This is a genomic window from Klebsiella sp. MPUS7 (assembly GCF_009905335.1).
Taxonomy (GTDB): domain Bacteria; phylum Pseudomonadota; class Gammaproteobacteria; order Enterobacterales; family Enterobacteriaceae; genus Klebsiella; species Klebsiella grimontii.
On record NZ_CP047604.1, the window covers coordinates 3140551 to 3153310 of the forward strand.

Below are 12760 nucleotides of genomic sequence, written 5' to 3' on the forward strand. Positions count from 1 at the left end.
CCTTTAATGCCAGCCTACAGTTTCACCCGCAGCAAATCGCTGAGCCGGGTGGTGTAGGCTGGCGACAGCATCTGCCGCTTCATCTCCCAGCTGCGCTCTATCCCCTGCCCGGCAAACCAGAGCCGGCCTTTTTCACGTCGGTTAACAGAATCAAGAACCGTCATCAGCCGTTCGCTATTCGCGCGCGGCCGATAGTCGTCAAACAGGCCTAACTGCGCCACTCCCTGGCTAAAGAAATCGCCCAGCATCACGCCGCACTTTTGATATCGGTATCCCTCTCGCCAGATGGCGTCCAGGCATTTTAGCGCCGCCGCGATGATATCCCGGCTATCCTGGGTCGGGATGTGGATTTCCGTGCCGGCATCATTGCCGTAATAGACTTCATGACCCGCAAACGGACTGGTCTTCACAAAAACGGAAACATAGCGGCAGAACTGATGCTCCGCGCGCAGCTTCTCGGCGGCACGGACCGCATGGCTGCATACGGCTTCGCGTATCGACTCGTATTCGCTCACCTTCTGACTGAATGAACGCGAGCAGATAATTTGCTGTTTAGTCGGCATATACTCTTCCTGCTCAAGGCAGGGCTCGCCTCTCAGCTCCCGCACGGTGCGCTCCATCACGACGCTGAAATGTTTTCTGATAAGCGAAGCGGGCGTCTCGGCCAGCTGAAGCGCCGTGTTGATCCCCATCTCATTGAGCTTTTTCGCGATGCGGCGCCCTACTCCCCAGACCTCGCCGACGACCACCTTCTCCAGCAGCTTTTTCTGCCTGACCGGTGAGGAGAGATCGACCACGCCCTCGAATTTTGGCCACCTTTTGGCCGCATAATTAGCCAGCTTAGCCAGCGTTTTCGTCGGCCCGATCCCCACCCCCACCGTCAGGCCGGTACACTGGAGTAATGTACTACGCACATGGCGACCAAATGACTCAAGCTCCTCAGAACGATGGATCCCGGTCAAATTCACGAACGCTTCATCAATAGAATATTGATAAACCGCGGGGGCCAGCTCTTCGAGAATTGTCATGACCCGACGGGACATATCGCCATATAGGGCATAGTTGCTGCTAAACACCGCCACCTGATGGCGCTCAAACTGTGATTTCACTTTGAAATAGGGTGCGCCCATTGGAATCTCCAGCCGTTTAGCCTCGTGATTCCTGGCGATGACGCAGCCATCGTTGTTGCTCAACACCACCACCGGACGCCCGCGTAAATCAGGGCGAAAGGCCGTTTCACAGCTGGCATAAAATGAATTCACATCGACCAGGGCAAACATCAGCGGAGCCTGTTGATACTGAAAGTAACGACACCAAAAATCTCCAGCGCCTCACCGTCGTTGTGCAGCACAATGGGTGGAAAATCCGGATTCATCGGCAAGAGTTGCATGATGGGGTGCGTACAGAGGCGTTTAACCGTGTACTCGCCGCCGACGGAGGCGATGATGATATCACCATGCTTCGCTTTCAGGCCGCGGTCCACCACCAGCAGCGTGCCTTCATAAATGCCGGCATCAACCATTGACGTGCCCGTCGCCATGACAAAATAGGTCGCCGCGGGATGGCTGATACAAAGCTCATTGAGATCGATCCCCTTCTCAATGTAATCCTGCGCGGGGCTGGGAAAGCCGCAGGGAACAAGGTCGCTAAACAGCGGAATCGACACGATCTTTCGCCATTCAACCGGTTGATAAAACATCATATTAGATTCACCCGTGATAATACTGTATTTATATACAGTATCAATAGTTCATCCGAGTTTTTCAAGTCGCCCGTCAGAGATTGATGCGAAGACGTTGAAGTTGCGCTGAATTTTGCATCCGGGTTTGCATAGGGCGCCTTCCCCGTACGTATTACAGATGGTTTTGTACTGCATGCTGGAAATTTCCCCTAATTGGGAGGAGGATAGAATCCGTTGATGCGTACTTTGCTCATAGCCTGTTGTGGTCCACCCGACATACTGAACCGGAGATTCATATGTATTACACGTTAGGAGACAAAACTCTCCACTTTTATCGCTATCAGTGCCGCTTTTATGTCGCTCATTGGGACGGAGGGCACGTGATGACGGAGAAGTTCAAGCCGTTTATTGCCTCAATCACCGAGAAAACCGGCATTGAGGCAAAGAACGTTGAGGCGGCGGCGCGGGACTACTTCAATAACGTCGACTGATATTGTACGCCATACCATCGCTATCAGCTTATTCGCATAGCGATGGTAACGATGGACGATCGGCAGAAAGCGCAAAAAAGCCGTGTCACGCGATCGTAAAACAAAGCCTGTAGGATAAGCCCGGACGCCACCAGCGCTAAAACGAGGTGAAGAGATGGGAACAGTTAAAGCTAGCAATCTGGAACAGGCAAAGCAGCTTCTGCAGTCCGGCGACGCCATTAAACTCGAACTGGATTTCGAGCTCGACTCTGATGAATTTTTTAATTTTGCTATCGAGTACTGTACGAATGGAGCGAAGCTTACGCTAGCCGGCGATCGCTTCCTGATTTCACGTAAAAAAAAGTAGCCTGAGCGTTATCCCCGCCATTCACAGCATCACAGGGGCATTCGTTTTTAGCGCCTGTGATGCTCGCCAGCAGAATAAAAATATCCGCATAAATTAACCTGGAATATTGATACATCGCGCATTTTCGTTGCCGAGGGAGGAATAATGTAGCGGCGGTATCTTACCGAGGGTTAAACCGTGAAAAAACTATTAATATGCTGTTTGTTTGGCGAAACGGCAGGGATTATTGCTCGTAGAATGCAAAAAATTGCTGACGATCGGCAACTGGATTTATTAATCAGCGCCGTTGGGGTTGAAAACTTCTTTAGCGTCGCTCCGGCTTATGATGCCGTGCTGGTTGCCCCGCATATCCAGTATAAGATCGAGCAATTCACTCGCGCACCGCATGCACCGCAAGACATTGCCGTTATTGAAAGCTTGCCCTATGCCTCATTTGATGGTGAGAAGATCCTTAACTTCGCCCTGAATACGCTGTTGTAATCTCTTTGCTGCCCGGCCAAAAGAACCCGCGACAGCACGGGTTCTTTGGAGATGAATTATCTAAACGGCGCGTCAAGAGGTACTTCGGCGTCAGGTTCATGGGTAATGCGGTTACGAAGATCGCGACGAATCATCTCAATGGCCCAGAACCAAAAAATATGTCCCAGCAATTCCGAAATATACTCATCGGTAGGAATATTCAATAAAGAAGGCGTCAGCCCCAGTAGCGGAAATGAGATCCAGTGAACGGCGATGGTGGCGACAATCCCCGCCCATGCTCCCTGCCATAATTTCACTTTCGGAAAGACTTCCGCGACGACACAATAGCCAACGGCAAACACCAACGAGAATATAATATGTGTGACCATCACCGGATTGATGATGTGTTCGGAGAAAGTATATACCGTATGCGTTGGGTCAATTCCCAGATAGTCGCGTAAGAAAAGATAAGGCGGGTTAAACTCATCTCTGCCGCCGGAGAAAGTACGCGGCGGTAATGGAACTTCAGCCCCCCATTTAACAAACGCCGACATAATGCCGGCAATCACCCCGACAAATAGCGCTACGCCATAACGACGTCGGGCGGGTGTTGTTTGTATAAAGAAATCCTTAATCGCCATAAAAATCACCATTAATTTATTACATTTATTTTCCCTGTGTCATATTTAAGGGCATTGGCGATTATCAACATTGATCGCGATCACACTTTTCTCAGGTGCCATGACGACCCATTATATACTGTCATTATGACCATAGGTCTACTACCAGCAGATAAAGAGCCCCCCTTTTATTCAAAGGAGGCACCTTCCGGGACGATGCTTTTATTGCCCAAAACGGTAACTGATGCCCGCCATCATGGAGCTAACGTCGCTGCTCACGCCAATTTGATTTTCGTTACCCACATTGTTGACCCACTGGTACTCCAGACGTCCCGACCATCTGTCATTAAAGGCATATTCGGTACCGAAAGCCAGTACCGGGCGCACGCCGGTATCAAATCGATTTTTTCCATTCACATCGGATTCCGCGCGATAGCCCATCAGCCCTGCCCGGCCGTAAAGATCCCAGTCGCTGGTCAGGCTATAGCTGGCCTTCAACGAAAGCTGTAGCCCCTGACTTTTCATTTGCGAACCGGATGCGCCATGGCGACCATTGATGCCCATATTGCCTAAATAGTCATAGCCACCTTCAACCGCCAGCCAGGGGTTAATCTGATAGCCGGTAAACACACCGCCGCCGACGTTATCGCGGTCGACATCGACTTGCCGATCGGTGCTGGAATCGCCGTAGTGCGACCAGCCAAATTTAGATCCCGCGTACCAGGTTCCTGTCTCCGCAGCAGCAAAAGCGGCCGTCGCCGTAAAAGCATGAGCAATAATTAACGTAATAAGCGTCTTTTTCATAATCATCTCGTTGTCGACCCGTTGTCGAATAAATGTCATCGTCAAAAATTAAGTGGGCCTACAATAAAATATTAACGCCGCGCTGATAATCGTTTTCTTATTTAATTTTGGACAACCCGCCAGACTTAAAACCGCTCGGGTAATTTATTCACGCCAATCAAATACCCCCCGCGTTTAAACGTAATATAGTTACCACTTTTTAACGCCGATAATACGTTTAATACACTGCTACGTGATAAGTGGGTACGCTCCTGAATATAATCCAGAATAGATATGCGCATCCGCGTCTCTTCGGGAAGCTGCCCCATCTCCTGCAAATGGTTGCGAATAACGGCGTAGGTCCGCTGCTGGACGACTAATGCATCACGATAGAAAAGATAAGCCGTGTGGTACGACAACAATGAGGCGACATCTTCCCAGACGCCATGCTGGCGAAAGGTTTCCATCGCCTTTTGCGCATCAACGCGCAGTATTGTCGACTCGGTTTCCGCCCGCAGCTGATGGCCGCGTACCGGCTGGATCATCTCGGCAATACCAAACAGATGCGGGTGGTAAACCGTGACAATCAGCAGACCGTCCGAGGCTCTGAGGATAGAAAGCTCTCCGTTGAGGAAAAGGTACAGCTGCGGTTGATTTTTATGCGTCCAGGTCATACGTTTTCGCGGCACGACGATCATTTTTTCGGCTATTGGCGTCAGGAGCGCCGTTAAACGCTGGATACTCTCTTCCGGGCGGACGGGCGGTAGGATATGCATAGAAATACCTGATTAGTTCTGGTTTAAAAATTATAGAACGCAACAAGATTTCCGTAAGAATTGCGTGACTACGCATTTACTCACATCTGCAAAGACAAGAAAAGTCCGGCCTGATTTAAATTTAAACAAACTAAAAAGCTGCCCGCAGGCAGCCCGATCGAAATGGTAATAACGCTTACGATTCAGATATCAAAGGCCCTTTTCGAGGGCCCGATCTTACTTCCGTAACTCAAGCGATGCTGAGTTTCTGGAAATATGCGCTGCGATATTATCGAATGTAATCATCGCGGATTTACAAAAAATGCATTTCGCGCCAAACGGATTTTTTTCAGAAACATCGTAGGTGGATGTTCTGTACTGCGACCCATGACAGCATGGGCATCTGAAATGAATGTGGTCAATCATGATGTTAGCCTCTTTTTGCTACAACATTCTCTACCGCAGGGACATTTAGCCATATTTCACAGAAAACGCCTTCCCGGCTTTTCTGTAACAGCGTGAAAACGCTGCTCTGAATGGTTGAGAATAACAATGACATCATTGTCATTACTGCTTATAGATACCTCTGAAGCGCACTTCAGACTGAATTCTATTACTGCACCAGCGATTTTTTAATGTTGTTCGTTTCTTAGTTTGCCCTAGGGCACGTAATGTTCGGTAGATTTCAATAAAATAATCTTGTGCTATTGGGATAACGCTATCTCTTATGCACTTTTGCACGCTAAACGGAAGATTCCGGGCCTACCCCTTCTCTATCGCCGTTTGCCGGTTTGTGAACCTGTCTACTCGGGTTTAGACCGTCATCGTTGTCGCAGGTTCAAAAAACTTTAAAATTATTCGCTTCACAGAGCTTAATTAATCACGATAGGGAGAGTCTAAAGAAGGATTATCTATGGATAACGCTTGAGATGAGAACTGCTTCACTAAACCGTTTATTACTGGATCTGTGTAGTAAATCGACCTGCTATTAATCACATAGATGACGATCGATAGCAAGCTTTATTTTCAGCGCTACCGCGAACGGATGGTCATAGCATAAAGACGTTTCCGCGGCCCTCGCCGGCTGGGCGCAGATAAAAAAGCCATGCCGCGAAATTAGGCCTCCTCGGCCGCCTGCTGCAAAACCACTTTGCTCCAGGCATAAAACGCGCGAACCGCAGGAGGAAGGTACCTGTTTTGCGGATAAACCAGCGAAAGCGGTAAAGCACAAGAGACGTTATCCAGACAGGCAACCAGCTCGCCGCTGCGCAGGTACGGCCTGGCCAGATAGCTGGCGACGCGGATTAACCCAAGTCCTTGTATTGCGGCCTGTATGTAGGCGTCCGTATCATCGACGACCAGGGTCTCTTTCATGCGGATCGCGTAATCCTCCTCAGCAAGCGTGAAAAACCACTCGATGGTTCTGCCGGTGCGGTGATCCAGATAGCCAACAGCGAGATGCCTTTCCAGATCATCGAGCGTTTCCGGCTGACCATAAGCGGCAATATAGGCCGGAGAGGCCAGAACCCGCCATGAAAAGTTGGCGAGCGGCCGGGCAACCAGGGTCGTTGAATCGTCGATCCTGCCCGCGCGGATCGCGCAGTCATACCCTTCCTGAATGATGTCCTCCACGCTATCGCTTGAGCAAAGTATCAGCTCCAGACCAGGATGCTGCTGCAGAAAGGCCGGGAGCCTGGGGATAATACTCTGCCGCGCAAGGGACTGCGGCATGCCGACTTTGAAACGGCCTCTGGGCTGCGCGGACCGCCCGGGGAAAGAGGACTCCAGCGTGGCGATCTCAGCCAGAAGCCTTTTGCACTCAGCATAATAGTGGCGGCCGTCAGGCGTAACGCTAAGCTTGCGGGTCGTACGCTGTAAAAGCTGAATCCCCAGGTATGCTTCAAGCGTCTTAATCACCCGCGACACCGTAGAGCGCGGCAGCCCAAGCGCCTCCGCCGCTCTGGCGAAACTATGCGTATCCACCACACACATATAGACCTGCATTGATTCCAGCTTATCCATCTTTCCCCGTAAGGCATCTCGTGATTATTCCATTTCTACGAACAGTCTAACTTATCCCCGCGGACTTATCGAATCAGGCTCGTCGGCCTAAGCTTCCTCCAAAGCTCGTAATACCGTGATTAAATGAATAAGGAGTCAAAATGGAAGAGCATAATGTCGCTACAGATGAAAAAGTATTGGTGCTGGGAGCGGGACAACTCGGGGCCGCCGTGCTCGACTCGCTGGTGCCGGCGGTCATTCAACGGAATGGCGCTATCAGCGTTATCGTGTCGCCCGGCTCGTGGGATGCGCGGGGAAAACTGCGCTCCGCGGCTCATCAAAAACTGGCCGACAGGGGGGCGGAATTTATCGCCGTCGACGTTGCATCCAGTACGCCAGCCTCGCTAAAAGACCTCTTTGCGAATTTTGCTACCATCATCAACTGTATGGGATTTGTCGCTGGGGCGGGTACGCAGATAAAAATTACCCGGGCGGCGCTGGAGGCCAGGGTGAAACGCTATTTTCCCTGGCAATTTGGGGTGAATTACGATGCGGTCGGAAAAGGTAGCGGCCAACCCGTGTGGGACGAGCAGTATGACGTCAGAACGTTATTACGCGCTCAGACCGCCACGGAATGGGTGATTATTTCAACCGGCATGTTTACCAGTTTTCTTTTCGAGCCGGCGTTCGATGTGGTCAATTTATCCCAAAATACCCTCAATGCGCTCGGGGGATGGGATACGCAAATCACCGTGACGTCACCTGCGGATATTGGCCGCCTGACCACCGCCATTTATTTGTTTGAACCCAGATTAATCAATGAAGTGGTCTTTGTCGCCGGAGAAACGACCTCTTATGGAAAACTGGCGGACACCGTTGAGCGCGTAACAAAGCGAACCTTTACCCGGCAGGTATTTACCCTGCCCACGCTACTGGAACAGCTGCGTATGAAGCCGGACGATCGGATGCTTCGCTATCGCGTCGCCTTCGCACGCGGAGATGGGATGTGGTGGCCGATGAGTGAAACCTGGAATGTACAAAATAATATTCCAACCCAAGATATTGAATCCTGGCTTAGAAGCGTTATTTAACCCATTTTCTTTCACAGGACATCATTGCGATGAGAATGGCTATCATCAGCGCGAAAGCCATCCTCATAGTATTAAGTGCGAGCGAGGCTCTTTTGCCCCGCTCTCAGTCCACGGTTAAGGCATCGACCACTTCTGCTACGCTTTTGACGCTGCGGATGTTGCCGATCCCCGTGCCGAGCGAGATATAGCCTTCATCAGCGTTGCCTTCCAGCATGCCGATACGCAAACCGCGTAATCCCCCCATGGCTTCGCCGAGCGCCTCGCGGCTGGCGCCGGCTTTATCCATCGACACCAGTTTTTCTGCCAGCCTGCCCGGCAGCGAGCGATAGTAATGCGGCAGCGTGCGGAAAAGCCGCAAATCAAGGCCATTGGCGGCAATAATTCTATTTTTGACCGAGGCTGGCACTCTGCTTTCTTCCGTCGCGATAAAAACCGAACCGGCAAATATCCCTTCCGCGCCGAGCGCGTGCGCTGCTCTGGCGGTACGGTGGTCGGTAATACCGCCCGCCGCCATCACCGGAATGCGCTCCACCGCATCGGCAATCAGCGGCACAATTGAAAAGGTTCCCAACGCGGTGCCCGGCAATGTGCCTCCCTCATCAAAGCCGGTCGCGACGATGATATCGGCGCCAGCGGCTTCAGCAAGGCGGGTATTTTCAGGCGTCGGATTGATATCACGGTAAATGATAGCAATGCCTGCCTCTTTTAACTCGTTGAACAGCGCCGGTATGAGCGCCCCTTCGCCGTAGCCGGTATACACCACGGCCCTGACGCCCTCTTCTTTTATCACCTGCAGAATAGGCGGGGTCCAGATATCGTTTTCAGGCGTTGGGATCAGGTTCACGCCGAAAGGCTTTTCGGTCAGCCGTTTGGTTTTGCGGATCTCTTCGCGCATTTTTTCAGCGGTTTCTTCCGGCGTGGAAACCGCGGTCTCAGCGGTTAAACCCGCATTGGGCCCCAGCACGCCAAGCCCGCCGGCATTGCTGACGGCTGCGACTAAACGGGCATCGGTCAGCCACGATAGCGGCCCCTGAATCACCGGTTTTTCTATATTCAGGATCTGACAGATACGGTTATTTTTCATGGTGCAATATCCTTCACAATAGCGCTATGGCGCGGTTCAGTTGCTTAGTGGAAGGAGTGTAGGCCGTTAGATTATTTAGAAAAATAGCCAAAAAAGTTCATCACTATTATAAAATCAGTAACAATGAAATCTCCGGCTGTGGGCAAAAGAAGCCAGCTATGCAAATAAATCTCTTTGAATCGATTCGCATTTTTATTGAAATTGTCGAGGCGGGCAGTTTTACTCAGGCGGCGGAGAACCTGCAAATCCATCGTCCCGCCGTTACGAAAGCCCTGCAGCTGCTTGAGCAGCACTGCGGCACGCGTTTGCTGCAGCGAACAACGCGCCGCATTAACCTGACGCCTGACGGGGAAGCGTTTTATCGGCAGAGCAAACCTTTACTCTCCCAGGCGGATGCGTTGCTGGAGTCGTTTGGTACAGACCGGGCATTGCACGGCCAGCTACGGGTCGACATGCCTGTCGCTTTTGCGACGTTATTGGTCGTCCCCCATCTGCCTGATTTTTATCGTCAGCATCCTGGCGTCGAAATCATCCTCAGTAGCTCGGACCGCCGTCAGGATATGCTGCGCGATGGGCTTGACTGCCTGCTGCGGGTGGGAGAACTGGACGACGGGGACTATATCGCCCGCAAGTTGGGCAGCATTAAAATGACGACCTGCGCCAGCCCGGCTTATATTGCGAGCCACGGCGCGCCGCAAACGCTGGAGGATTTGCAGGAGCATCAGGCTATCAACTGGGTTAACAGCAGCAGCCGGCAAATTATGCCGTGGACCTTTGCGACGCCAGAGGGTATCGCCGAAATGACGCTTCCCGGTAAGCTGGTCATCGATAACTCTGAAACCTATTTATCGGCAGGCCTGGCGGGGCTGGGATTAGTCCAGGGGATGAACCTTTTTTTACAGCCTTATCTCGACCGCGGCCTTTTGGTGGAAGTCTTACCCGACAATCCCACCCCCGATCGCAAACTGTCACTCTTGTACCCGCACCGCCATCTCTCACGCAAAGTGCGGGCGTTTACCGAGTGGCTAGAGAGCTTATTACAAAAGGCGCGATGCGACGTTAAACAGTAACGGTAGCGCCTGTCATCAACCAGAACGTGCCCCCGGAGAAGGTTACGCCCCTCAGGATTGACGGCTTAAATTCTCAGGGTATCAATCACCGCCCGCAGCGCGGGCGACACGTTGCGATGGGGATAATAGAGAAAAGAGCCTTCCAGCCGCTGGCTGTAGCGTTGCAAAACTCTGATAAGCGCGCCTCGCTCTAAGTCGTCGGCGACCAGCTCCTGCGGGACATAAGCCAGACCCAGACCCAACCTGGCGGCTTTTGCCTCCATATAGCTGTCAGCAAAGGCCCACTGCCCCTGCGGACGGTGGGTGATTTTTTTACCGTCCTGATCGAGTTCCCAGGCGTACAGGCTGCCGTCGCCAAACTGATAGGCAATGCAGGGATGAATCACTAAATCCGCGGGCGTTTGCGGAAAGCCGTAGCGGCGAAAATGCTCGGGCGTGCCGACAACAACCATCTCCATATCGGGCGAAATGCGCACCGCCACCATGCCGCCGCCGACTTCCGGCCCCAGACGCACCCCGGCATCAAACCGCTCCGCGATAATATCGACAAACCGGCTTTCGCTGATCAGTTCCAGGCGGATATCAGGATAGCGTTGTTTAAAGACCGCCAGCTTCGGCAGCAGCACTTTATCAATGGCGTGCTGGCTGGCATTGATACGGACGGTACCGGACGGGGTATGGCGATAATACGCCAGCGTGGATAGCCCCGAGTCTAACGCATCAAAGCCGGATTCGACGGTTCGATAGAGCTGCTCGCCCGCCTGGGTGAGCGAAAGTTTGCGGGTGGTACGCACCAGAAGCTGCACGCCCAGCCGCTCTTCCAGTTCACGAACGGAACGGCTGACGCCGGATTGCGCCAGTCCAAGCCGCTGCGCCGCGGCGGTAAAACTGCCCTCCCGCACCACCAGCATAAACAGGTACAGATCGTTATAGTTTTCCCGTTTCGCCATCGTTTCCTTCTCGCCATTCATAACAATATGATATCAATCTTAGCATTATTCACCCTCTAATCAGCACCATTACTGCTAACTATAATCGGCGCATGGCAACAAAACACCGCAGCGTTGCCCGTATGCAACCTGTACCTGGAACCTGTTTTAGGGGAAATATTGATGAAAGCATTCGCCAGAAAACTGATGGCCGCCATGCCTGCCATGCTGCTATGCGCATCATTCAGTGGAGTCACTACCATGAGCTATGCCGATACCATTCATCCAAACGCGCCCGTTTCGATGGTCGAAAAATGGGACAAAACCTTCGCGGAAAGCGCGAAAGTCGATCACCGTAAGGTGAGCTTCCAGAACCGCTACGGAATCACCCTGGTCGGCGATCTCTACATTCCAAAAGATCGCGGCGAGCGTAAGCTGGCGGCGATCGCAGTCAGCGGTCCCTTCGGCGCGGTGAAAGAGCAGTCCAGCGGCCTCTATGCGCAGACCCTGGCGGAACAGGGTTTTGTCACCCTGGCCTTCGATCCTTCTTATACGGGCGAAAGCGGCGGCTATCCGCGTAACGTTGCCTCTGCGGATATCAACACCGAAGATTTCAGCGCGGCGGTCGATTTCTTAGGTCTGCAAAGCGAGGTGGACCGCAACCGTATCGGGCTGCTCGGCATTTGCGGCTGGGGCGGCATGGCGCTAAACGACGCCGCGATGGATACCCGCGTGAAAGCGGTGGCCACCAGCGTCATGTACGACATGAGCCGCGCGATGGGCCATGGCGTTGGCGACGGTAAAGATCGCTATACCACCGCCGATCGCCGCGCCGTACTGCGCTACCTCAACGAACAGCGCTGGAAGGATGCGGAAAACGGCGCCTACGCGCCGGGCGGACATGATATTTACGTCGATGAGAAAGGCAACGCCAGCGCGGGCGATCGTATCTTGCCAGAAACCTTACCCGCCAACCCGAACCCGGTTTTGAAAGAGTTTTTTGACTATTACCGGATGCCGCGCGGTTTCCACGCCCGCTCCGTCAACTCAACCGGCGCGTGGAATGCGACCATGCCGCTGTCGTTTATGAATATGCCGCTGCTGAGCTATGCCAATGAAGTCACCATCCCGACGCTGATCGTGACCGGCGAAAAAGCGCATTCCCGCTATTTTGCCGAAGACGCCTTTAAGGCCATCGGCAGCAAAGAGAAAGAGCTGATAATCGTCCCCGGCGCGAACCATGTCGATCTCTATGACAATGCGGCCGGTAAAATTCCGTTTGCCAAATTTGAACAGTTTTTCAAAACCAGCCTGAGATAACGACCGAAAGCCGTCCGGTATTCGCGGGCGGCGTTCCATCGCCCGCGCTTTACCTTTATCCACGTTTTCATCAATAGCGTCTGATCCGGCCGCGCCTGAAGCGGGCCGGGAAAATATTCCGGAATGCAGA

Annotated in this window: 15 protein-coding genes; 6 read left to right on the plus strand and 9 right to left on the minus strand. The window is 52.5% G+C overall.

The features are described 5' to 3' along the window. Positions 1-14: 14 nt before the first annotated feature. Both umuC and umuD read right to left on the minus strand, forming a co-directional pair. The gene (umuC, locus tag GUC22_RS14635) at positions 15-1280 is read right to left on the minus strand and encodes a translesion error-prone DNA polymerase V subunit UmuC (protein ID WP_154925722.1); all 1266 of its coding nucleotides are present in this window, start codon (positions 1278-1280) and stop codon (positions 15-17) included. Next, entirely contained in the window at positions 1280-1702 is a 423-nt protein-coding gene (umuD, locus tag GUC22_RS14640) for a translesion error-prone DNA polymerase V autoproteolytic subunit (protein ID WP_004139203.1), read from the minus strand. Before umuD ends, umuC begins: the two co-directional genes overlap by 1 nt. Positions 1703-1977: 275 nt before the next feature. On the opposite strand from umuD, the gene GUC22_RS14645 reads away from it, so the two are divergent. The 3 genes from GUC22_RS14645 (at position 1978) to GUC22_RS14655 (ending at position 2998) form a co-directional block, all read left to right on the plus strand. Beyond that, positions 1978-2172, plus strand: a complete 195-nt coding sequence (locus tag GUC22_RS14645) for a hypothetical protein (RefSeq protein ID WP_014229113.1) — start codon at positions 1978-1980, stop codon at positions 2170-2172. Positions 2173-2326: 154 nt separating this feature from the next. Further along, the gene (locus GUC22_RS14650; RefSeq protein WP_160183600.1) at positions 2327-2518 is read left to right on the plus strand and encodes a hypothetical protein; all 192 of its coding nucleotides are present in this window, start codon (positions 2327-2329) and stop codon (positions 2516-2518) included. A 177-nt stretch (positions 2519-2695) separates the two neighbouring features. Then, positions 2696-2998: a PTS sugar transporter subunit IIB gene (locus GUC22_RS14655; protein WP_101867895.1), complete on the plus strand. Its 303-nt coding sequence runs from the start codon at positions 2696-2698 to the stop codon at positions 2996-2998. 56 nt (positions 2999-3054) lie between these two features. Here GUC22_RS14655 and GUC22_RS14660 read toward each other — a convergent pair whose 3' ends face one another. From GUC22_RS14660 to GUC22_RS14680, 5 genes are all read right to left on the minus strand, one after another. Continuing rightward, positions 3055-3618 carry a YagU family protein gene (locus GUC22_RS14660; RefSeq protein WP_064410705.1) on the minus strand — a complete coding sequence of 188 codons (564 nt, stop codon included), beginning with the start codon at positions 3616-3618 and terminating at the stop codon, positions 3055-3057. Positions 3619-3819: 201 nt separating this feature from the next. Continuing rightward, a complete protein-coding gene (locus GUC22_RS14665) occupies positions 3820-4401 on the minus strand; it encodes an outer membrane beta-barrel protein (protein ID WP_024358371.1) in 582 nt (193 codons plus the stop codon). A gap of 125 nt (positions 4402-4526) precedes the next feature. Further along, entirely contained in the window at positions 4527-5156 is a 630-nt protein-coding gene (locus GUC22_RS14670) for a winged helix-turn-helix transcriptional regulator (protein WP_004139219.1), read from the minus strand. Positions 5157-5372: 216 nt separating this feature from the next. Beyond that, positions 5373-5561, minus strand: coding sequence for a cold-shock protein (locus GUC22_RS14675; protein ID WP_071830654.1), 189 nt, complete (start codon positions 5559-5561; stop codon positions 5373-5375). 690 nt (positions 5562-6251) lie between these two features. Next, on the minus strand, positions 6252-7157 hold the full coding sequence (locus tag GUC22_RS14680) for a LysR family transcriptional regulator (RefSeq protein ID WP_154915433.1): 906 nt from the start codon (positions 7155-7157) through the stop codon (positions 6252-6254). A gap of 140 nt (positions 7158-7297) precedes the next feature. Between GUC22_RS14680 and GUC22_RS14685 the strand changes: the two genes are divergently transcribed. After that, positions 7298-8227 carry an aromatic alcohol reductase gene (locus tag GUC22_RS14685; protein ID WP_049131925.1) on the plus strand — a complete coding sequence of 310 codons (930 nt, stop codon included), beginning with the start codon at positions 7298-7300 and terminating at the stop codon, positions 8225-8227. A gap of 103 nt (positions 8228-8330) precedes the next feature. Here the strand turns inward: GUC22_RS14685 and GUC22_RS14690 are convergent, their stop codons facing one another. After that, complete coding sequence (locus tag GUC22_RS14690; protein ID WP_116943732.1) at positions 8331-9311, minus strand: NAD(P)H-dependent flavin oxidoreductase; 981 nt, start codon at positions 9309-9311, stop codon at positions 8331-8333. Positions 9312-9469: 158 nt separating this feature from the next. Here GUC22_RS14690 and GUC22_RS14695 point away from each other — a divergent pair, with 158 nt between their 5' ends. Next, positions 9470-10381 (plus strand): LysR family transcriptional regulator, encoded by a 912-nt coding sequence (locus GUC22_RS14695; protein WP_116943733.1) that lies wholly within the window; start codon positions 9470-9472, stop codon positions 10379-10381. A gap of 65 nt (positions 10382-10446) precedes the next feature. Here GUC22_RS14695 and GUC22_RS14700 read toward each other — a convergent pair whose 3' ends face one another. Next, positions 10447-11331: a LysR family transcriptional regulator gene (locus tag GUC22_RS14700; RefSeq protein ID WP_004139230.1), complete on the minus strand. Its 885-nt coding sequence runs from the start codon at positions 11329-11331 to the stop codon at positions 10447-10449. A 162-nt stretch (positions 11332-11493) separates the two neighbouring features. On the opposite strand from GUC22_RS14700, the gene GUC22_RS14705 reads away from it, so the two are divergent. After that, positions 11494-12630, plus strand: a complete 1137-nt coding sequence (locus tag GUC22_RS14705; protein WP_116943734.1) for an alpha/beta hydrolase — start codon at positions 11494-11496, stop codon at positions 12628-12630. Positions 12631-12760: the final 130 nt, after the last annotated feature.

Coding starts and splice junctions, on each gene's coding strand:
- umuC (WP_154925722.1), bottom strand. CDS start 1,280: ATGTTTGCCCTGGTCGATGTGAATTCATTTTATGCCAGCTGTGAAACG.
- umuD (WP_004139203.1), bottom strand. CDS start 1,702: ATGATGTTTTATCAACCGGTTGAATGGCGAAAGATCGTGTCGATTCCG.
- GUC22_RS14645 (WP_014229113.1), top strand. CDS start 1,978: ATGTATTACACGTTAGGAGACAAAACTCTCCACTTTTATCGCTATCAG.
- GUC22_RS14650 (WP_160183600.1), top strand. CDS start 2,327: ATGGGAACAGTTAAAGCTAGCAATCTGGAACAGGCAAAGCAGCTTCTG.
- GUC22_RS14660 (WP_064410705.1), bottom strand. CDS start 3,618: ATGGCGATTAAGGATTTCTTTATACAAACAACACCCGCCCGACGTCGT.
- GUC22_RS14665 (WP_024358371.1), bottom strand. CDS start 4,401: ATGAAAAAGACGCTTATTACGTTAATTATTGCTCATGCTTTTACGGCG.
- GUC22_RS14670 (WP_004139219.1), bottom strand. CDS start 5,156: ATGCATATCCTACCGCCCGTCCGCCCGGAAGAGAGTATCCAGCGTTTA.
- GUC22_RS14675 (WP_071830654.1), bottom strand. CDS start 5,561: ATGATTGACCACATTCATTTCAGATGCCCATGCTGTCATGGGTCGCAG.
- GUC22_RS14680 (WP_154915433.1), bottom strand. CDS start 7,157: ATGGATAAGCTGGAATCAATGCAGGTCTATATGTGTGTGGTGGATACG.
- GUC22_RS14685 (WP_049131925.1), top strand. CDS start 7,298: ATGGAAGAGCATAATGTCGCTACAGATGAAAAAGTATTGGTGCTGGGA.
- GUC22_RS14690 (WP_116943732.1), bottom strand. CDS start 9,311: ATGAAAAATAACCGTATCTGTCAGATCCTGAATATAGAAAAACCGGTG.
- GUC22_RS14695 (WP_116943733.1), top strand. CDS start 9,470: ATGCAAATAAATCTCTTTGAATCGATTCGCATTTTTATTGAAATTGTC.
- GUC22_RS14700 (WP_004139230.1), bottom strand. CDS start 11,331: ATGGCGAAACGGGAAAACTATAACGATCTGTACCTGTTTATGCTGGTG.
- GUC22_RS14705 (WP_116943734.1), top strand. CDS start 11,494: ATGAAAGCATTCGCCAGAAAACTGATGGCCGCCATGCCTGCCATGCTG.